We start from the raw sequence: 20,861 nt of genomic DNA, 5'->3' as shown, positions 1-20,861 counted from the left end.
CCTTAGGAATCGGGAGCGCTTAAAAGGGAATGCGCCCATGCCCTTATGCCTTACCTTTGGCCAAAGGCCAAAAAGGAGCTTTACAGGAACGGATGGATAGATCACAATAAGAACGGAATGAAGGATCCTTACGAGGATCCCTCTCTACCCATCGAGAGGCGCGTTGAGGACTTGCTCTCTCGCATGACGTTACAGGAGAAGCTTCGCGAGCTCAGGTCGAGCTTCAAATCCGATTCAGGCGTAGGGAACCTTTCAGTGGTTTTGAGGACCTTAGAGCCGCGGCAGGCGGCTGAAGAAGCCAACGAGCTTCAGAGGAAGGCGATCGAGGAAACGAGGCTTGGCGTACCCGTTATAGTTCACGACGAATGCCTTCACGGCTGCGTTGCCAGGCACTCCACGGTCTTTCCGCAGGCCATAGCGTTGGGTGCCACGTGGGATCCAGAGCTCGTGGGAAGGGTGGCGAGCGCCATAGCCAAGGAGACTAGGAACAGGGGAATAAGGCAGTGCCTTTCTCCAGTCGTCAACCTCACATGGGATGTTAGGGCAGGCAGGACCGAGGAGACCTTTGGAGAGGATCCGACCTTGGCCGCGAGCTTGGCCCGCTCTTACGTGGAGGCCTTTTCCCGGGAAAAGGTAATAGCTACCCCAAAGCACTTCATAATGAACTTCGTCGGGGAAGGAGGGAGGGATAGCGGCGAGATCCACCTCTCAGAGAGGATAATCAGGGAGACCGAGCTTATTCCCTTTGAGGAGAGCTTCAGGGCAGGAGCCCTTTCGGTGATGGCTGCCTACAATTCGATCGACGGTGTGCCGTGCTCTTCAAACAGGTGGCTGCTGACCGACCTCCTTCGCGGTGAGCTGGGCTTTAGCGGATTTGTGGTCTCAGACTACGGATCCGTCGCTGGCATCCTTTACAAGCACAGGGCCGCATCGTCGCCTGAGGAGGCAGCTGCCCTTGCGCTCAAATCTGGTCTCGACGTGGAGCTTCCTCAAGCCGAGCTCTACGAGAAGCCACTGGAGCGCGCCCTTGAACAGGGGCTGGTAAACGAAAAGGACGTGGACGAGGCGGTTAGAAGGGTGCTCAGGGCTAAGTTCGCAATAGGCCTCTTTGACGATCCCTACGTAAATCCCGATGACGCAGAAGCCGAGGACGCTGGGGCGCGCGAGCTCGCTTACGAGGCGGCCGTTGATTCCATGGTCCTGCTTAAGAACGACGGAATTCTTCCCCTTGCCAATGTGAGCTCGCTTTCGGTGATTGGAGAGTTTGCGGAGCGCGATAACTTGGGAGGCTACGCGGGGACGCCCAGGAGCGTCAAGACCATCCTTGAAGGCATAAGGGAAGAAGCGCAGAAAATGGGTATAAGCATCACGTACGAGCCTGGTTGCGATCCCGACATGGATGCCGATCTGACGATTCCGAACAGCTACTTAACGGCCCCCGATGGAAAGGAGAGAGGCCTTCTAGCTCAAGTTTTCAGCACCTCTGAGGGGGAACCGCGGGAAAAGCCAACCTGGAGTGGCATAGTCTCCCCTTGGGATGGGTTCTGCAGGTTTGACTGGGGATATGGCTCGCCCTTCCCGGGAATATCTGGCCAGTACTTTGCTTCCTTCTCGGGGTTTTTGAGCGTCCCCAAAGAAGGGAAGTACACCTTCAGGCTGGTGAGCATGGGAGGCGAGGCCACGTTAAACATCGATGGGAAAGAAGTGGTTCGGGCGCGCGATTCGACGGAAGATGGCTCCATTTCGCTTAGCGCTGGTAAGCGCGCTTTCGGCCTCGAGTACAGGAGAGCGGCTCACGGCTACGCGTATGTAAGGCTTGGTTGGGAAAGGGATGACGAGGCCGAAATTCGCAAGGCGGCGGAGGTCGCGTCAAGGGCGGATGCGGTAGTGGTAGTCGTCGGGCTGCATGAAGGTGAGCAAAGGGATAGGGCAAAGCTCGCGCTTTCGCGTCCCCAGGAGAAGCTAGTCAAAGAGGTGCTCAATGCCAACGAGAAAGCGGTGGTGGTCATAGTCGGTGGCTCCGCGGTCACGGGTGACTGGCTCAAAAAAGCAAGGGCCGTACTTCACGCCTGGTACCCGGGAGAGGAAGGAGGCTCCGCGGTGGCCGCCGTGCTCTTTGGAAAGGAGGACCCAGGTGGAAGGCTTCCCTTCACTTGGCCTCTCTTCGAGGGGCAACTTCCCCTTTACCACTACCAGAAGCCCTCCGGAAGGGTGAGCGATTACGTGGACATGCAGGGAACTCCACTTTTCCCCTTTGGGCATGGGCTGAGTTACGCGAGCTTTCGGTACGAGGATGGAAAGCTGGAAAGGGAAGGAAATGGGTGGAAGGTGAGGTTGACGATCGCTAACTCCTCAAGCAGAAGCGGGAAGTGCGTGGTGCAGCTTTACGCGCGTTACCCTCCTACCCACGTCTCCACGCCGCAGGTAGCGCTTAAGGCCTTCAAGAAGGTAACCGTAAGTGGCAACTCGAGAATTGCGGTGGAGCTGCCGCTTTCCCTTGACGACTTGGCCATTTACGATAGCGAGATGAGGAGGTACGTTCCCGCCGGGGACTACGAGCTTCTCGTGGGAAGCTCTGTGGGCGACCTTTCCCTTTCGCTGCCCTTAAGGGTTGAAAAAGAGATAAGAGCTAACGCGAGAGTTGAGAGGACTTCCCAATATGAGTTGAAAGTCGAGAACGGGGGACCGATTGCTGACCTGGTTCCCATAGAGCTGCTGGTCGACGGCAGGCCTCAGGTGCGCAGGCTTTACCTTAGGGCGGGAGAGGTAAAGGAGATGCGTTTGGTCGAACTGGGCGTCGCTCGAAAGCCCTTTACTTTCGGCAGAAGCCTGGGGGGCTTTTTTCCTTTTGAAGGTAAAGAAAAGGAATTTATGAGTTTAATTTCGGAATTACCTTTATTTCTTCTGGAGCGCTTTGTTTATCGCTGCTGACACCGGTGGACGCAGCGAGGCAGGGCCGTGCCTCACGCCCGGGCCGAGCCTGGCGGCAACTGACGGGCAAAAACCGAAGGGAGCGGTTGGGTAGGGCTCGGGCGTGGACGTTTTCGAGCGCTTAAAAGTCATGGGCAAGGCGTAAATTCTCACAACGAAATCAAGTGTGGCAATTGGCAAGCTCGCATCGCTAACCGTGTTAGTTGCGTTTTGCGTTGCCGCGTTTTTCGCGGCATTGCGCGAGGAAACGCTTTTGAGGCCTTACGTTGGCGGATTTTCGGTCTACGCGGCCCTAATAAACGTCACCATAGGTTCGGTCATCTTGCTCATAGGAATAGCGGCGCTTATGAGAAAGCGTCAGCGAAAGAAGCTGGCCGGAAATCAGGCGCTTGGACTCGACGCTCCTCGAAAGCGTCATCATGAGGTGGAAGCGACCCACGCAGGAGCGTTGCCATGGTATCGGTTAGCGAGCGAGCAGCCAAACGATCATCGGGCCAGGTTCGCGATTTGCCCACGCGTAATAGGGTACAGCGGTGAAGTTGACCGGAACCCTTTGAACATCGCCTGCTTCCTTCCTTTGGTACGTCCACTGCGCTGTCCTTAGCGCCGCTCCATTTCCCCTTACGACTTTTATCCTCATGGACTTTAGGACTCCGTCTTCCGCGGTAAACTCGTCGCTTGCGCTGATCGCAAGGTCCCAGGGGTCAAAGTCGTTACCTGCATGCTCTACGCAGTAAACGAGGGGTCCCCTTTTCAAGGCCACGCTTCCCCTGTCGTCAAGCACGCGTGGGTTTGCGATGAGCTTTTCCACGGGCATTGGAAGGTCAAGCTCTGCCTCGTCCTTGACCTCGATTTCCGCGTAGGTCCCCGGGACGCCTTCCACCGACTTTCCTTCAGCGCTTATCCTTGCCGAGCGAGCCCATCCGGGTATCCTAAGGTGGAGGCTTACGGGTTCCTGCGCGTCTACCTCAATCCTTATCCTGCCATCCCATGGGTAATCGGTCTCCTGCCTTACCTTCACGGTCCTTCCTGCGTGGCTTATGGTGGAGCTGCTCTTACCGTAAAGGTTAACGTAAATCCCGCGATCGGACACCCCATAGAACAGCGAGGGGAGATAGGCGAGAAGCCTTATTATGTTCGTGGGGCAACAAGCGCAGTCGAACCACTGCTGTCTCCTACTCTTTCCGCGATCGGCAAGCGGGTTCACGTAGAAGTAGCTGAGGCCGTCCAGCGATATCCCTGATAGCGCTCCGTTGTAGAGCGCGAGCTCCATGGCGTCCGCGTACTTCTCGTCGCCGGTTATGAGAAGCATCCTGTGGTTCCACATGACGTTAGCTATGGCCGCGCAGGTCTCGGCGTACGCGCGGGCGTTGGGAAGCTCGTAGGCCTCCCCTATGCTTTCCCACTCGTACCTGGAGCCGACGCCGCCGGTTACGTAGGTCTTCTTCTGGAGGTCTTCCCAGAGCCTACTCAAAGCTGAGAGGAGCGAGGCGTCTCCCGTTTCCGCGTAGACGTCCGCGACGCCGCTCATTAGATAAAGCGCCCTCACAGCGTGTCCCGTTATCTCCTTCATATCTCTGATTGGGACGTGATCGAGCTGGTAAGGGCTTCCCCCGATTATCCCCCTGCCCCTTAGGTCAATGAAGAGTTGTGCCTGATCTAGGTACCTTTTCTCTCCGGTCTCCCTGTAAAGCTCCACGAGGGCCATCTCGGTTACGGGGTGGCCGGGGACGGTCTTTTCTTTTGCAGGTCCGAAGAGATCGCAGATCAGATCGGCGAAGCGCCTTGACGCGTTAAAGAGCTTGGTATCGCCCATGGCCCTTTTTGTTGCTATACCTGCCTGAATTAGGTGGCCCGCGCAGTAGAGCTCGTGGTTATCCCTTTCGTTCTTCCACCGGTCCTTTTTTCTTTCACCGGTGAAGTACGTGTCGAGGTAGCCGTCAGCGTCCTGAGCCGCCACCACCTCATCTATGACGCTCGACGCCATGCCCATGAGCTCATGCCTGCCCGAATAGGCGTAGGAGTAGGCGACGGCCTCGAGCCACTTGTAAACGTCGCTGTCGTTGAAAATTAAGCCCTGAAAGTCTCCTGATGCCTTTCCCGCCGCCCTTCTGAAGTTCTCGATCCTTCCGGTTTTTTCAAAGATCTCGAGCTGGCTCGGGAGCGTGACCTCCCACAGGGTCCTCAGCCTGGGTGCCCAGAAGTCGTCCTCAAGCCTAACCGACCGAACGTCGATAGGCCTCATGAATACCCGCTGGCTTTTTGACATATCTATGACAAACGCCATGAGCACGAATCGCGGCCTACGTATAAGGCTGCGCTCGCTGTTCGTCAGCACCTTCTTGCTCTTCTGATCCCTCCGCGCCTTTCTCCAACCCGTACCTTCCCATCCCGGATGTCCTGCCAGCGCCAACGCCCACGATCTCCCCAAACCTAAGGAGTGCCGACGCCGTTTCGACCATCTTTTCGTAGTAAAGCTTCTTTGAGAAGGAGAAGTTTGCCCTTCCCACGAAGCCCACTGCCCACTTGTTAGTCATGGGATGCTCGTAAACCCTTTTCGTGAATATCCCGCCTGGGAAACCAGAGAGAAGAACCCCTCCCGCCTCAACCCAGCTCATGAACTCCTCAAGCCCTTCTCCTATTCCCACAAATTCCCTCCACGTCCTCACGAGGCTCCTGAACAGGAGGATCGGATCTGGAAGTGGAACGAACCTGTAAGGCGATGGGACGCTCGCGTTAAGGGAGTACTCCTTGGCAAGGTCGATCGGGGTCGCGCGAAAGTAGGTTGGAGTGTAGAAGTTCAGCGCGAAAGAGGAAAGCCTCTCCTTTGGCATGGAGAGGGGGTCTATCTGCTCCAGCCTGATCGTCGTGAGGGGAAGCTCCGAGTCGACGAGCTTGACGGTGCTCATACCCTTTCTGATCGCCTCCTCTACCACCCTTGCCTCGTCGTCCCTGAACAATATGAAGGAGAAGTCGGCGAGGCCCGGCGAGACGTGATCGTAGCACACGACGTTTTCCCTCTCCCTGTGCAGGATGACGGGAGTTACGGCGAACGGTGCCAACGCCTTTCCCTCATGTATTGACGAGGCGAGCGTTTCGTTAAGAGATGAAATGACATTGTAAAAGAACCCCCTTACCTCGAAGCCCGAAAAGCTCTGAAACTTAAGCGGCTGGGGGACGGCGAACTCGAAGGTTATCCTGTGAAGCATTGGCGCTCAGATAAGCGCGTTCGCTAAAAAGCGTTCGCCATCTATCGCTTCTCTGGAGATGCCCATGAAGCTGCGATCTCTCGCTATGGGGAAAGTAATTGCCGAAGGGCATGAACACCGGGAATGCTCCCCGACGCAACATCGCCGTGGAAGATCCGAACGCGAGCGCGAACCTCCTCGTTCTTGTGGTGGGCTTCGTGGCGCGCTGCTCCCCTCTTTTCTTTTTGTCTTTTCTTTTCTTGTCTTTTCTTCCGTTTGCGCGCTCCCCAATCGTGCCGCTCCCTGAGGCGCTGGGCCGCGTTTAAATCGCGATCGAGCGCTGCCAAGATAACTTCGGCTTTCAGGTAAGCATCTCAGAAATGCCCATGCGTTGGTTCATCTGCATCATCTTTTCTTGTCTTCCTCGGTCTTTCCCTAAAGATGGAATCTCCAGTTACGGAGATGAAGTCACGTGCCGAGGCACTTAAAAGTTGAGGGGAATTATGCGTTGGAAAGTAGATCTATATGGCTAAGCTCAGCTCAGTCCCAGTTAATTGCCCAAGGTTGAACGCCCAAGTCATCTTCGTGCTTAACTCCGACGGAAGCTCGAGCGTAGAGGGATGCCCGTACTATAGGGCGGGCGAGTGCACGTTGCCGTCGGCTCGCCCTTTCCACCTCTCGACGATCTCCGATAGATACTACGTTGATGGGCATTACGTCTGCCCCCGCTGCGGCACCCCGCTGGTCGCTACCCCTCAGGGCATACTGGTATGCCCAAGGGATGGAAGCGCTTACCTTCCCGCGAACTTGAGGGTGCGCTGTCTCTTCTACGCCGAGGGCAAGGAGCGATGACCTGAGCCGCAATGGGGTCTACGAGAAAATGAGCAAGCAAGAAAGTTCCATCCTTCAGGGATGAGATGAATTGCGAAAGACTTCTACGGTGATCACGTGCTCGCTCGTCAGGATAACCAACCGATGGTAGCGGGGACGCCCGAATTCACGCCTGCGGAGATCAACGCCTCCGTAACCCGCTTTCCGGGCGTGGCCGAAGGAAGGTTTCCAGCGTCGGGAAACCGCGCTCCGGTGGCATGGGGATCGAGCGCGGTCGTTGAAGCACGAACCTCACTCCCTTCAGGGAGGAGAGGATATCAGCCTAACGGGATCGGTGGCGAAGTCCACCGAAGGTATATGGTCTCTCATGGAAATCTGCAAATGACGTCGCGGCCAATGTCCGCAGAGCGCGGCCCGGATGCGCTCTCGTGGGTCGCTTCCTTGGTCCCTATTAGGTGCGCCAATGCAGGCGCTCGTCAGCCGTCAAGGCGGGAATCCCCCGCGCGTCAGTGCGCGGATTAGCTCGCAATGCAAGTTCGAACGCAGAGGCTCTTGACGACCCTAAATCGCTGATGGACAGATGGCGCCATAATTAAATTGTCTTTAAGTTAAGGGCGAAAAGCTGCGCGTTTGCGAGGTCGGCATTAGAGCTCATTACCCGGAGCGCGGGCATCAGGTCCCTTAAGTTACCAACACCGTGGTCTCGGTGACTAAGGTTGCAGTTCCTCGTAAAGCTTGTCGGGATGCCTAGGACGCGCTCATGATAAGTTCGGTCAAAGGGTCTTCCTTGCCTGCGTGAAACGATATTCTGATCGGGAACGACGTCTCCGGGTCTGGTTTTATCGGGAAAGCCCCCAAAGTCGGTTTGTCTTGCGCCCTTTCAAACCCGCGATCTGCCTCTGAAGTCGGCGCTTCGGTGCTGGCGTTACAAGGCAGCTTGGCTTTGCTTGACGCACTCGGGAGCGCGATGGGCAAAACGCGTAAATCCTTTTGGATCGCTTTTGCGATGACCCGGTTGAAAGTTGAAGTTATCTCGACTCCCCTTCTCTCTTTTGATGGCAGAAGGGGAGCGGCCCTTGTAGTTTTCAACGACCAGCGGAAACCGGTGAAGCTGAGCGTAAGGGGAGCTGAACCTGAGCAGCTTACCGCTGGACCCTTTTACTCTTACCACCTCCTGAAGATGTCAGGAGATGGGCGCTTGGAGGTAACGTCCGAGCTTGGCGAGAATTTCGAGTTCGACGTGAGGTTTGGCAGGCCAAGGCGCTTCAGGGTTTACCTCGTCCCCACCGTCCACACAGATTGGGGCTACACCGCCCCGCAGGACCAGGTGGCGGAGATACACAGGAAGAACACCGAGACCGGCCTCCAGTTGGCCTCCAGCGGCGTTAAGTGGGTCGCTGAGGTGATTTACCAGATGGTGGGCCACAGGGATGATCCGGCCATAAGGGAGCAGAACGCTCGTGGTTTATTCGGAATACAGGCCCTTCCCCTCAACGTCCTCATAGGTCTCTGCTCCCACGAGGAGCTGATCAGGCTTCTTTACCCGGCGGCGGAGCTCAGGAAGAGGGGTTACAGGATCAAGGTAGCAGCGCTTAACGACATCCCCACCGCCCCTTGGGGCCTCGTGACGGCCCTGGCGGACGCCGGCATACCCTACTACATACAAGGATCGAACCCCGACAGGGGGCCTCTGCACGTCAACGGCAACATAAGGAGCCCGTTTTACTGGGTAGGACCAGGAGGGAAAAAGGTGCTCGCCTGGTTCTCCGGCGGTTACGACGGCCTTCTTTTCGCCTTCAACGGCTACCACCAGGGGATGTCAGCTGGTCTGCTCTCCGATGCCTCAACGGCCGCCGCCGGTATAGGGCTTTTCACCGCCGAGTACGAGGCAAGGGGCTATCCTTACGAGGAGCTGCTCATGTACGGGGTATACGTGGACAATCGGCCCATAGACGGGAAGTACGCCGAGGTCCTGAGCGATTACTCCAAGGAGTGGGTCAACCCCCAGGTCCTCATCTCGACCCCCGAGGAGTTCTTTGAGGAGATCGAGAGAAAACATGGAGCGGAAATACCCGAGCTAAGAGGAGACTTCGGCTCGTACTGGGAAGATGGGGCGGCCTCCTCGGCGCGCGAGGAGGCCGCGAGCCTAGAGGTCAAGCGCCTTCTTGCTGGGTATGAGGCAATGAACGCCCTTGGCAAGGCCAACGACGAACTCGCGGCGCGCGCGTGGGACGACGTGATCTTCTGGGACGAGCACACGTGGGGAGACGCGAAGAGCGTCAGCGACCCGCACTGCGAGGCCCAGCTGAAGCAGTGGGAAGTCAAGTCGGCCTTTGCCACGAGGCCTCTCTCAGAGCTCAGGAAGGCCATGGGCGAGGGATTCTACTTCAACCCCTATCCCTATCCGCTGGACTTCTACGAGGAAGGGTCTCACTACTATCTCCCCTCCCTCTCATCGGCTCCCAAGAGGCCTGCGGATTCAGCCCCCAGGGCGTTCCCGGGCTTCCTCGAGGACGAGCACTACAGGTTGGACTTCGAGGGCGGCAGGATAGTGAGGGTAGTGGACAAGGAGACCGGCGACGTCATCTTCAAGGCAGGGACCTACTCCTTCGACGAAGTCGTGTACGTCGAAGGCGGAAAGGGGACAAAGCTGGAAAGGACGATCACCAATTGGTGGGACTTCGGCCAGGTGAAGGAGGCCGAGGAGGGACGCGACTACGTCTTGCAGAGGGAGAGGGCAGAGGTTGAGGCGTACGATGAGGGGCCAGAGCTCAAGAGGGTCAGGATAAGGGGCACGTGCGGCCCGGTGGTCGTTATAAAGACCATCGAGCTGGGATCGAGGAAGAAGGAGATACGCGTGAGGAACGAGGTCGTGAAGCCCGAGGTCTACGAAAAGGAGGCCCTTTACTTCGCTTTCCCAACGGGCATGGAAAGGCCCGAGGTATACGTGGAGGAGCCCGGGGCCTTCACCAACGTGAACTCGGAACTCGCTCCGGGCGCCTGCGCGGGCTGGTTCTCCACAAACGGCATCGTCGTGGTTTCGGGCTATCCAGATGGCTCCCGCCTGCTTAGGCGCAAGACCTCTGTCTTCATCAAGAGCTGGGACGCCCCACTCGTGACCGTTGGCGACGTAAACCGCGGGCTTTGGCCGAGCCAGGCTCCCAGCTCTGGGCTGGTCTTCTCCTACGTCATGAACAACTACTGGCACACGAACTACAAGGCGGCGCAGGAGGGGGGCACGTTCACCTACAGCTTTACTAGCTTTCCTACCTCAGAGAAGACCCTCGCAGAGGCCTCGAAGTTCCTCTCCAAGGGCGTCCCGGTGGGCAGTCAGGTGAATGGGCCTCGCCTCGAGGTAAAAGGAAACGTGGTTTGCACCACATTCAAGAAGCTGAAATCCGGCGATGGCCTGCTGCTGAGGCTCCTTGAGGTAGACGGAAGGGGAGCAAGCGTGGAGATCAGCGCTGAGGGAAGCTGGGAGTTCTACGATGCCAGCGCGACCGAGGAGATTGGGCAAAAGCTGGGGGAGGGCAATCAGGTCGAGCTCTACGTAGCGCCAAGGAGCTTCAGGGCGGTAGCTATCAGGCCCTTAAGGGAGTCGAAGGGAGCGTGAGCACGCGCGGGTCCGCGAGTGCCTCTTGGCCCTTTGGCTGCAGGCCTTGGCAAAAAGGAAAAGGGCGCACGCCGCTCGCGATAGAGCTTGGTATTGAATGGTGATGCCCTGCCTATCCCCTCTTTCTGTCCTTCGCTCTCCTTCCTCCCTTCCTCTTTCCTCCCTCTTTTCCTTCACCTCTTCCCCGCGATCAAGGGTACCCTAAATCGTCTGGCGCGCGGCTAAGGCGCTGAAAATATTTTTAAGCGCTTGCGCCCCCTGCCTATGTCCATAAGCAGCCTACCTTTCTTGAGGGATTATGAGAGCAGGCGCGCCTCCAGCTACGACAGGGATGGGGGCAATCACGACTACTTTGACGTTCCAGCTGGAAAAGAGGTGGTGCTCGCGGAGATGGAGGGGCCTGCGGTCATACGCCACATGTGGATGACGCTTGGAATTCCCAAGGAGGACTACACCCGCAGGATAGTGCTGAGGATTTACTGGGACGACTTTCCGGAGCCGAGCGTCGAGGTTCCCATAGGCGACTTCTTTGGGCTTGGTCACGGCATCAGGAAGAACTTCGTATCGCTCCCTCTGCAGATGGCGCCCCAGGACGGAAAGGGCTTCAACTCCTATTGGCCCATGCCCTTCCGCTCGAGGGCGCGCGTGGAGGTTGAGAACCAGGGAGAGCAGGGCTACGCCCACTACTTTTACATCGACTACGAGAGGTATCGGTCGGTCGATGACCTTAAGGGCATGGCCTACTTCCACGCCCAGTGGAGGAGGGAGGCCGACACCGCCGGCTGGGCCTACACGGAGAGGTTAAGCCGCGAGTCCACCTACTCTGATCCAAGGGCCCACAGAAAGCAGGAGCTCGAAGGCGAGAGCTACGTGGTGCTTGAAGCCAAGGGAGATGGGGCTTACGTGGGCGCCCACCTGGACGTCGACTGCTTCCACAGGAACCCAGATGACTGGTACGGGGAAGGGGATGACCTCGTGTTCATAGATGGCGAGGAGAGGCCCTCCATACACGGCACCGGGACCGAGGACTGGTGCAACTGCGGCTACAGCCCAACACAGGAGTACAACTCGCCCTACAACGGCATAATACTTCACAGCGGCACAAGGGGATGGCCTTGGAAGGGAAAGCAGACGCTTTACCGCTATCACGTGGAGGACCCCATAAGGTTCAGGAAGAGCATACTGGTGATGGTCGAGCACGGGCACGCCAACGGGCTGAGCAACGACTACTCCAGCACGGCCTACTACTACCTCAGCGAGCCAGCTCGCGGTGGTCCTAAGCTGCCCCCCGTGGCGGACAGGTTGCCAAGGCCCGATGACGAGGTGTACCCGCCGAACGCCCGGGACTAGGAACCTGGCGCCCCGCAGGGAAAAGCGCGAAAAAGATGATAGTTGAGACGAAACGTGAGTGTTGCAGGCGCGATCAGGGGCGTCTGCGCCATACCTTTGGGTGCCGCTCAAAGCGCTGGGCGTCCAACGATCACCGCGCCCGATCAGCATGGTAGCGCGCCCGAACGGCGTGCACGGAGTCGATATCCTTTTAAGCGTTTCGGCATCTAAATGAAATGTCTAATAGAGCTTTCAGGGGTTACCTCTCAATCCTTCTTTTCCTCCTTCCCTTCCTCGCGATCTCTCCTGCGGCGGCAGCTCCCGTAATAGGGGGGCCGATGGTACCGCTAAGGCTTGGGAGCACGAGCACGACATCGCTTAACTGGGCAGGCTACGTAATAACGGCAGGCGACGGCAGCGTTAACTCCGTGACGGGTTCATTCGTGGTTCCCTCCGTCACGGGGACCTCTGGTACAACTTACGTTGCGCTCTGGGTCGGCATAGACGGTTACAACGACAGGACCGTCGAGCAGACGGGGATAATGATCGAGGACAACGGCGGCGCCCTTTCCTATTACGTCTGGTACGAGTACTATCCCAAGTCACCCGTTTACGCTCCCTCAAGCGATACCGTAAGCCCAGGCGAAACCGTGGAGGCCTCGGTCACTTACAGTCATGGAGAGTTCGACACGACCATCGAGGCCATAGTGAACAATGAAGTCCAGTGGACCTTCTCGTCTGGACCCACCAAGGTCAATGGCGCCAACGACGACTCGGCCGAGTTCATAGTGGAGAGGCCCTCGACCCTTACTGGCCCCACGTCGCTTGCCGACTTCGGCACCGCTGAATTCGGGCAATACTACACCGGGATATCCGGTACGTGCACCGCGGTGATAAACGGCCAAACTTACACCTTGGCCACGGCGGCCGGAAGCACATCGGCCTCCCCGGCGCTGCTTTTGGGCCCCGGTCAGGGGCACGTCTACGGCAAGCACGTCAGCTCCAGCTCCTCTGTGGGCCTCGTTTCAATCACCATGGTCGACAGCGCGGGAACGACCTTGGCCGCGCCCAACCCGTACTTGAGCGACGGAACGAGCTTCACGGTAACCTACTACAATTCAAACTGAGGTAAACTGAACCTCTTTTTTTATTCGGCTTTGTGGTCGAACGGCATTCAATCGGTAAGTGCTGGAAACTACCGCGATCTCCGTTTACGATGGCTAGGCCCTCGCGCTCTGCCATTGAGGCGTGCGCCCAAGCCACCGCGAGCTTGGCCAAAACCCGTGGGCGCGGCAACAATCGGCGCTTGGCTCCACATGACTGTGTCCTTTGCCGCTTCAGGCCGTCAAGGCCTTTCTCGCGTTAGCGGCTTTTGATCGCGAATGTTGGGGCCTTGCCTGCGGCGAATGCAGGGCAGCTATAGCCCGTGAGGTAGGCGCGTCTCTCTGCCTTTGGCCCCGACCGTCCTCGTTTAGAGCGTCCATCTGGGCCTTTTTGAGCGGTTGCGTCACGTCGCCCAGCGGTCCACCTTTCAGGGATGACGAGCGCTTGACTTCCCTCTTTCCGCCAACTTTAGGTCGCTACGCGTAAAAGCTGCAGCGCACCTCTCGGTGTGGCTGTTTGAGCTATCCGACAAGAGGCTTTCGCTTCTGAGGGACGAGCTCTCCTCAAGGCCCGTGTCCGAGGACGTGAGGGGATGGAGCTTCTCCTCTCCTCCCGTTAGGCCTCCCTCCTCCTCCTTCTCGCTCACTGTGAGCGAGCTCGCCGCAAGGTACTGCGATACCCTCAGGGACGTTTACCTGAGAAGGGTAAAGAGGGTGGAGCAGCCCTTCACCTCGAAGCTGGCAAGGGGGACGGCCTTCCACGAGGTCATAAGGCACACAATATCTGAGTCCAAGAGGTTCATATACTCGAATCCCTCGGCCTGCGGCTTCGACCTCCTCTCGAGGTACGGCGATGAGGACATGTCACCCGTCATCTTCAGGGGGCTTCCGACCGCGAGGGGCAAGCTCCCGGACGACGAGGTGGAGTCGCTGGTCAGGGAATCGACCGACCTCCACAGGTACCTGCTCATAGGGATAGCGTCAAGGCTTGACGACGCCCGCTCGAGGTTCCCCCACGCGGCAGAGGACTCCCTCGTCGCGGCGGCCGTCCCCTCGGTATCCGAGAGGAAGGTAGACGGCACGCTCGTGGGGCTTTCGAGGGAGCTGAGCGTCGACCTCTACACTCCCTACAACGCCGTCGTGGACGTTAAGACGGGTGAGGTGAGGGACTTTCACTCCCTCACGGCCGCGGGGTACGCGCTCGCGCTGGAGAGCGAGGGTCAGGCAGCCGTCGACTACGGCGTCATCACATATATGAGGATGAGCGGCAAGGTCCCCTCCGTTGACAGCAAGTACTTCGTCATAGGGGACGAGATAAGGAGGGAGTTCCTCGAGATAAGGGACGAGGCCTTCAGGGTGCTCGAGACCGGAAAGGACCCGGGAAAGCCGGACAGGTGCCCAACCTACTGCCCCTACTACTCTGTCTGCAATCCCTAAACCGCCCGCAAGGCCGCCCGCTTTCGCCCGGAAAGGCGTATAGGCGCCCGCGGGAAATTTCCCGTGAATGGCGAAGGCGGACCTGTGACCGTTTTTCTCCTGATTGGCTCGTCTTTCTTTCTGGTATCGAGCGCTTTGGCTACGGTGTTCCCACCGCTCGTCTTCGTCAGCCCGCTTTGGGCTCCCTTTGGGGCGGTGTCGTCGAGCTACCTCGCGCTCGCGGCGTGCCTTTGGTCGCTCACGGTCCTCTCCTTTTATTTGACGGAAAGGGTGAGCTCTGGCTACCGGGATGCCTACATCCCGCTGGTCCCAGCCGTCATCTCCGCCCTCTTGTTCTTGCCCATAGCGATGAGCGTCGTGGGGGTGGCTGGGCTTTCGGGGACGGCCTTCTGCGCGTTAAGCTTTGCGGTTGCCGTTGCTGGATACCGAGCTCGCGTTGGCTTTCCAGCGCAGGGCCTTTTTATTCGCGAGCCAGCGGTTTTTCAGATGGCCCCATAGCGCTTTGCGCTCGTGAAGTCAGACGGCTTCCTTTTACGTTCACGCGCCACTAGGTTATGCGGCTCCTGATAAACGAGCCGGGCCTTTTCCTCGGCGTGAGGGAGGGGATGATCGAGGTCAGGAGGCCGAGAGGAAAGAGGAATGGGACTAACAAAGGAGAGGGAAAAGAGAAGGAAAAGAAAAGGGAAGGAGAAAAAGAAAACGAAAAAACAAAGGGAAATGATGGAGATGAAAGGGTGCTCGAGGTCGCCCTCCCCAAGCTCGACCAGGTCTCCGTTCTCACCAGGAGCGTCGCCTTCTCCTCGGACTTCGTCAGGCTCCTCTCCGAGTACCACGTCCCCCTTGTCTTCTACTCCGGCTACGGCTACCCCGAGGTTGTGGTGGGCGGCGCAGAGGAGACGGGATCTGTGGCGCTCAGGAGGGCGCAGTACGCCGCTAGGGACGGGCCCCTTGGCGTCGCGCTGGCTAAGTCCTTCGTCTACGGGAAGCTGATGAACCAGAGGGCCCTCCTCTACTCCATGGCGAGGAACAGGGAGAGGAGCGATCCAACCCTATCCGAAGCGCTCTTCAAGGCCTCCTCAGCGCTCAGGGATTTCGCTGAGCAGGCGGTTGCCGTTAGGGCGGAGACGTGCGATGAGGCTAGGGTTCCCCTGATGGAGGTTGAGGCCAACGGGGCTTCAGCTTACTGGGATGCCGTTGGCGCTGCTCTCTCAAAGGTTATCGAGTTCCCAGGGAGGAAGAAGAGGTACGACGGGGCCACCGATCCCGTCAACGTGGCCCTGAACTACCTCTACACGGTTCTTGGAACGGAGTGCGCGCTCCAGCTAAAGCTGAATGGTCTTGACCCTTACGCAGGTTTCTTGCACGAGGACAGCCCCAGGAGGCCGGGCTTGGCCATGGACCTAATAGAGGAGTTCAGGGAGCCCGTGGTGGACAGGGCCATCATAAGGCTCGCCTTCGAGAGGAAGCTGGACAAGGCGGTCGAGGGGGATAGGCTGACGAGGGAGGCGAGGAAGGAGGTGTACAGGGCTTACGCTGAGAGGATGGAGGCACCGGTCACGTTCTTGAACAGGAGGCTTCCCATACAGGACCACCTGACGCTGCAGGCGAGGAGGATAGGGGAGCACGTGATGGGGAGGGAGGACTACACACCGTTTGCGGAGGGGTTATGATGTGATGGAGGTAAGGGGAGAAGAGGGAGGAAAGGCGGAAAGAGGCGGCGAAGGGGGAGCAGAAGCGAGGGGAAAAGAGAAAGGGAAAGGAGGTGGAAGGTATGCACACGCTCGTGATTTACGACGTGACCGAGGACGAGCTAAGGGGAAAAGTGGCTCAGATATGCAAGGCCAAGGGGCTTGTGAGGGTGCAGAAGAGCGCCTTTTTGGGAGAGATAGGGAGCGGGACGAGAAAGGAGCTGGTGGCGGCGCTGAGGAAGCTGCTGCAGGGCACGGAGGACAACGCGCAGGTCTACGTCATATGCGACCCGGACTTCTCCATGAGGGTTGAGCTGGGGAAGGAGTACAGGGGAGAGGAGAGCGACATGCTGGTGCGAGGTGATGAAGACGTCGGAGGATGAGGAAGCCAAGTACATACCCGTCAAGTGGATAGAGAACTACACGTACTGCCCCAGAAAAATTTACTTTTTGGCCATGGGATTAAGAGAAAGGCAGACTGAGTTCATGAAAGAGGGAAAGGAGGAGCAGGAAGGGCTTGAAGAGAAGGAAAGGAGGCGCGGAACGGTGCTTGCGAGAAGGAAGGAAAAGGTGAAGGAAAGATGGTTCGACGTGCCTCTTAGGTCGGAGGAGCTGGGACTTGTGGGTCAGGTCGACATGGTGATTGAGGTGGATGACGGGCTCATAGTGGTGGACTTCAAGGACGCATCAGGGGAGAGGCCTACGGACGGGTTCGTTTACCAGACTGCGACCTACTCGATGATGGCTGAGCAAAAGTTTGGAAAACAAGTAAAGTGCTTCATAGTTTATTATACAAAGAACGATAAGGCCTTTGAGTTACTTCTCACGGATTCTCTTAGGAGGCACGTGAACTTCGTGGTTAAGCGCATGAAGAGGATTGTGAGTGAGGAAAGAGTTCCTTCGGTGGTGAACGGAAAAAGGTGCGTATCGTGCGGTTTCAGATACGTTTGCAAGGGACGATAGCCCATGAGTCATGCAGACAAAATGGTAGGTAGCGGAGCAATACGCTTTTATCTCATGTGGATTAAGAGTTTGGTAATGTGTGATGAGGAGCCAGAATCTCATAGAGAGAATTGAAAGCTCATGTATAATTCTTTTGTGATACGCGATTTGATCGGAATCTCATAGAGAGAATTGAAAGTGTTAGAAGCATACGGTAATGAACTGCTGGCATCACTGAATCTCATAGAGAGAATTGAAAGACGCGACGCAAAGCATGATGGAAAGCAAGAACCTAAGCGCTGGAATCTCATAGAGAGAATTGAAAGTCATCTCCTTCTCCCGAAACACCCATCACGGACTATGCGAATCTCATAGAGAGAATTGAAAGCTAGCTAGTTTAGCAGGCGGCGCTAGCACTGATATGAATCTCATAGAGAGAATTGAAAGTAATTGTTCCTTTTGCTTCCCTTAAACTGGGATTCTGGTATCATTGAATCTCATAGAGAGAATTGAAAGACACGAATTTTTGCCCGGCCTCCTTTATTACTGAATACGTGAATCTCATAGAGAGAATTGAAAGATGGGTAGTCTCCGTATTTTTTGCGATAAGAACCTAGGAATCTCATAGAGAGAATTGAAAGCTTGGGCTTGAGGCGGAGGGGAGATGAAGGTTAAAGGAGAATCTCATAGAGAGAATTGAAAGTAAAAAGGAAAAGAGGGCGTCCGCGGAAAACCGACCTAATGAATCTCATAGAGAGAATTGAAAGTCCTTTTCGCCGAGCGCGGGCTTGTCTTCCTAACCGCCGAATCTCATAGAGAGAATTGAAAGTCTTTTGCCCAAGTGCCATTTTTAACCATTTTAACATGAATCTCATAGAGAGAATTGAAAGCCATTGCCGCCTGCCGCTGTAATAGTAGTAGAGTTAAGAATCTCATAGAGAGAATTGAAAGAATATTACTAATAACGTGTTCAAAGCAAAGGCACCCGAATCTCATAGAGAGAATTGAAAGACGGAGAGAAGTTATCCGCAAACTGCAATGTAGCCGTGCCTGTTGTCGAGCGAGAATCTCATAGAGAGAATTGAAAGCGTAGCCTTCAAAATTGCAATTGGTGGGATATCGGGTGCGAATCTCATAGAGAGAATTGAAAGTGATACCTCATGAAGAGGTAGTCCACCAGGTAGTCCAGGAATCTCATAGAGAGAATTGAAAGTTTATACCATGCCTCTATCTGCTTTTCAGAGGGATTGAATCTCATAGAGAGAATTGAAAGCTCTTCGAGCTTGGCCGCATCGCCCGCTTTCCCGTGACTGAATCTCATAGAGAGAATTGAAAGCCAGGCATCCTTGGAATGCCTTTAGCCCGCTTCGGGGAATCTCATAGAGAGAATTGAAAGTAACAAAATTGCAATTATAATTACTACTGCAATTCCTCCAAGAATCCAAGAATCTCATAGAGAGAATTGAAAGTTAAGACTTGATCCAACAGTTTTTTCTGTGCTAGTTGCGGGAATCTCATAGAGAGAATTGAAAGATTTGATATCACCTCTAATCGAAATTTATGCTTACCGGAATCTCATAGAGAGAATTGAAAGTTTGGTTCCGTGACTTCATCCTCGCTCATGGCCTTCTTGAATCTCATAGAGAGAATTGAAAGTTGCCTATTGCCACTATTCCGTTATATAAAAATGACCCAAGAATCTCATAGAGAGAATTGAAAGTTTACAAGGCGCTCCGAGGTTCGATCACGTATGAATCTCATAGAGAGAATTGAAAGATCGTTGCACCCACGGCTAGGCCCCAAAGGCCATAAGAATCTCATAGAGAGAATTGAAAGATCTGGCTTGCGGTGAAGGTCCTTGCCTGGCCTGGGAATCTCATAGAGAGAATTGAAAGATCTGGCTTGCGGTGAAGGTCCTTGCCTGGCCTGGGAATCTCATAGAGAGAATTGAAAGATACGAGAGGACTGACGAATGGAGAAGAGCCTGATGAGAATCTCATAGAGAGAATTGAAAGTCATGTACTCAATGCCCACCAAGGCCCCGCTAAACGCGAATCTCATAGAGAGAATTGAAAGAATAGCATTGCCGAGCTTTCCGATCCCGAAATTCTTGCGAATCTCATAGAGAGAATTGAAAGAGACCTTCACGGCATCTGGAGTGCATATGATCGTTCTGAATCTCATAGAGAGAATTGAAAGTCGACCTCACCAACTCCAGCAACCTCAGTTTCTTCAACAGGAATCTCATAGAGAGAATTGAAAGTCACACCGGTGAGGACGGGAAGGTTCATAATAGCGAGAATCTCATAGAGAGAATTGAAAGCAGGGCCAGGCCCTCGTTTCCAATCTCCAGAGTTTGTTGAATCTCATAGAGAGAATTGAAAGTCAGGCATAACGGTAAGGAAATCATGAAGGGATGGTTTGAATCTCATAGAGAGAATTGAAAGACGAAATTTGGAAGTGGAACCCCGGCCAGCAACTGGGAATCTCATAGAGAGAATTGAAAGAATTGAGGAATTTGTGCGCTACGTAGCCAATGAGCGCGAATCTCATAGAGAGAATTGAAAGAGCCTTCTATCATGTCGCATCACCTACAAGGCAAAACCGTCACGAATCTCATAGAGAGAATTGAAAGTAGAGCGTGAGACCTTTGCCTGCACCGAGAACCTTGAAGAATCTCATAGAGAGAATTGAAAGTGGGATGAACATCACCCTCTTCCTTCTTTTATCCGTGACGAATCTCATAGAGAGAATTGAAAGAGTTGCTCGCGACATCGAGACGGGCAAATGGACTTGGGGGGAATCTCATAGAGAGAATTGAAAGTGAGAGTTCAAACCTCTCTGCGGTCGCGAAATTGGCTAAGAATCTCATAGAGAGAATTGAAAGGAACTCACTTCGGCGGCACGAGAGTGGAGAGCCATATGAATCTCATAGAGAGAATTGAAAGTTTTTTAGTCACCTTCTCCGAGGTCACGAAAAAGTTCCGAGGAATCTCATAGAGAGAATTGAAAGGAGAAGGAGGAGTTTGCAATTGTTTACGTGGATTGCGAATCTCATAGAGAGAATTGAAAGTGAGAGTTCAAACCTCTCTGCGGTCGCGAAATTGGCTAAGAATCTCATAGAGAGAATTGAAAGCAAGTTCTGTGACGAGCTTATTAGAAAGTTCCTTGAGAGCGAATCTCATAGAGAGAATTGAAAGAACCTTTCCGCCTTGAGCAAGGAGGGCCCGATACCTTTGAATCTCATAGAGAGAATTGAAAGACGTACGTTCCTGCCCAATGGCACTCGTCCCAGAGGAATGAATCTCATAGAGAGAATTGAAAGTGAAAGGAAGGGCCTCATAACCCTTACGTACACCCCACCGAATCTCATAGAGAGAATTGAAAGGATCGGTCTTCGGCCGTGCCGTTTCCCCAACCATTCCGCGAATCTCATAGAGAGAATTGAAAGTCATCAAGAATGGAATAAAGCTCATAGAGACCAACGGGAATCTCATAGAGAGAATTGAAAGGTGAGAATCACAATCGAGGCCTGAGAGACGTCAGAAAGAAGAATCTCATAGAGAGAATTGAAAGTAGCTCCGTAACGATCCTTGCATTCGTACCCCAGCTCTTCGAATCTCATAGAGAGAATTGAAAGCTATTCCAGTTCGTTTTTATTTGCTTGTTGTTGGCAGGCGTGAATCTCATAGAGAGAATTGAAAGAAAAGTCCAGCAAAAGCAGGAATGAATCCCGTTTTTCGGGAATCTCATAGAGAGAATTGAAAGAGACTTGTTTGTAACCGCATTCACGTCCGTC

General features: G+C 55.1%; 12 protein-coding genes and 1 CRISPR repeat array. Of the genes, 10 read left to right on the top strand and 2 right to left on the bottom strand.

Annotated features, from left to right (window positions below; translation table 11 throughout):
• The first annotated feature begins 45 nt into the window (after positions 1-45).
• Positions 46-2,931 (top strand): glycoside hydrolase family 3 protein, encoded by a 2,886-nt coding sequence (locus PRZ02_RS05960; RefSeq protein WP_449464921.1) that lies wholly within the window; start codon positions 46-48, stop codon positions 2,929-2,931.
• 463 nt (positions 2,932-3,394) lie between these two features.
• Here PRZ02_RS05960 and PRZ02_RS05955 read toward each other — a convergent pair whose 3' ends face one another.
• The gene (locus tag PRZ02_RS05955; protein ID WP_449464920.1) at positions 3,395-5,218 is read right to left on the bottom strand and encodes a glycoside hydrolase family 127 protein; all 1,824 of its coding nucleotides are present in this window, start codon (positions 5,216-5,218) and stop codon (positions 3,395-3,397) included.
• Between the two features lie 16 nt (positions 5,219-5,234).
• The gene (gene cas6, locus PRZ02_RS05950; RefSeq protein ID WP_449464919.1) at positions 5,235-6,140 is read right to left on the bottom strand and encodes a CRISPR system precrRNA processing endoribonuclease RAMP protein Cas6; all 906 of its coding nucleotides are present in this window, start codon (positions 6,138-6,140) and stop codon (positions 5,235-5,237) included.
• Between the two features lie 504 nt (positions 6,141-6,644).
• Between cas6 and PRZ02_RS05945 the strand changes: the two genes are divergently transcribed.
• The 9 genes from PRZ02_RS05945 (at position 6,645) to cas4 (ending at position 17,083) form a co-directional block, all read left to right on the top strand.
• Complete coding sequence (locus tag PRZ02_RS05945) at positions 6,645-6,971, top strand: hypothetical protein (protein ID WP_449464918.1); 327 nt, start codon at positions 6,645-6,647, stop codon at positions 6,969-6,971.
• Positions 6,972-7,956: 985 nt separating this feature from the next.
• Complete coding sequence (locus tag PRZ02_RS05940; protein WP_449464917.1) at positions 7,957-10,563, top strand: hypothetical protein; 2,607 nt, start codon at positions 7,957-7,959, stop codon at positions 10,561-10,563.
• Between the two features lie 264 nt (positions 10,564-10,827).
• Positions 10,828-11,913: a glycoside hydrolase family 172 protein gene (locus PRZ02_RS05935; RefSeq protein WP_449464916.1), complete on the top strand. Its 1,086-nt coding sequence runs from the start codon at positions 10,828-10,830 to the stop codon at positions 11,911-11,913.
• 215 nt (positions 11,914-12,128) lie between these two features.
• Positions 12,129-13,019, top strand: coding sequence for a G1 family glutamic endopeptidase (locus tag PRZ02_RS05930; RefSeq protein WP_449464915.1), 891 nt, complete (start codon positions 12,129-12,131; stop codon positions 13,017-13,019).
• A 483-nt stretch (positions 13,020-13,502) separates the two neighbouring features.
• The gene (gene cas4a / locus PRZ02_RS05925) at positions 13,503-14,432 is read left to right on the top strand and encodes a type I-A CRISPR-associated protein Cas4/Csa1 (protein ID WP_449464914.1); all 930 of its coding nucleotides are present in this window, start codon (positions 13,503-13,505) and stop codon (positions 14,430-14,432) included.
• Between the two features lie 63 nt (positions 14,433-14,495).
• A complete protein-coding gene (locus PRZ02_RS05920; protein ID WP_449464913.1) occupies positions 14,496-14,930 on the top strand; it encodes a hypothetical protein in 435 nt (144 codons plus the stop codon).
• Positions 14,931-14,986: 56 nt separating this feature from the next.
• Positions 14,987-16,102, top strand: coding sequence for a CRISPR-associated endonuclease Cas1 (gene cas1, locus PRZ02_RS05915; protein ID WP_449464912.1), 1,116 nt, complete (start codon positions 14,987-14,989; stop codon positions 16,100-16,102).
• Positions 16,103-16,203: 101 nt separating this feature from the next.
• Positions 16,204-16,503 (top strand): CRISPR-associated endonuclease Cas2, encoded by a 300-nt coding sequence (gene cas2, locus PRZ02_RS05910; protein ID WP_449464911.1) that lies wholly within the window; start codon positions 16,204-16,206, stop codon positions 16,501-16,503.
• Positions 16,484-17,083, top strand: coding sequence for a CRISPR-associated protein Cas4 (cas4, locus tag PRZ02_RS05905; RefSeq protein WP_449464910.1), 600 nt, complete (start codon positions 16,484-16,486; stop codon positions 17,081-17,083). The genes cas2 and cas4 overlap by 20 nt, the downstream gene beginning before the upstream one ends.
• A gap of 93 nt (positions 17,084-17,176) precedes the next feature.
• Positions 17,177-20,830: direct repeats of the CRISPR family, unit length 24 nt; unit sequence GAATCTCATAGAGAGAATTGAAAG.
• Positions 20,831-20,861: the final 31 nt, after the last annotated feature.

Origin of the sequence: Tardisphaera saccharovorans (genome assembly GCF_046635845.1) — an archaeon.
Taxonomy (GTDB): domain Archaea; phylum Thermoproteota; class Thermoprotei_A; order Marsarchaeales; family UBA168; genus UBA168.
This window is presented reverse-complemented; position numbering and strand designations above follow the sequence as displayed.

Coding starts and splice junctions, on each gene's coding strand:
- cas6 (WP_449464919.1), bottom strand. CDS start 6,140: ATGCTTCACAGGATAACCTTCGAGTTCGCCGTCCCCCAGCCGCTTAAG.
- PRZ02_RS05960 (WP_449464921.1), top strand. CDS start 46: ATGCCTTACCTTTGGCCAAAGGCCAAAAAGGAGCTTTACAGGAACGGA.
- cas4 (WP_449464910.1), top strand. CDS start 16,484: ATGAAGACGTCGGAGGATGAGGAAGCCAAGTACATACCCGTCAAGTGG.
- PRZ02_RS05955 (WP_449464920.1), bottom strand. CDS start 5,218: ATGGCGTTTGTCATAGATATGTCAAAAAGCCAGCGGGTATTCATGAGG.
- PRZ02_RS05930 (WP_449464915.1), top strand. CDS start 12,129: ATGTCTAATAGAGCTTTCAGGGGTTACCTCTCAATCCTTCTTTTCCTC.
- cas1 (WP_449464912.1), top strand. CDS start 14,987: ATGCGGCTCCTGATAAACGAGCCGGGCCTTTTCCTCGGCGTGAGGGAG.
- PRZ02_RS05940 (WP_449464917.1), top strand. CDS start 7,957: ATGACCCGGTTGAAAGTTGAAGTTATCTCGACTCCCCTTCTCTCTTTT.
- PRZ02_RS05945 (WP_449464918.1), top strand. CDS start 6,645: ATGGCTAAGCTCAGCTCAGTCCCAGTTAATTGCCCAAGGTTGAACGCC.
- cas2 (WP_449464911.1), top strand. CDS start 16,204: ATGCACACGCTCGTGATTTACGACGTGACCGAGGACGAGCTAAGGGGA.
- PRZ02_RS05935 (WP_449464916.1), top strand. CDS start 10,828: ATGTCCATAAGCAGCCTACCTTTCTTGAGGGATTATGAGAGCAGGCGC.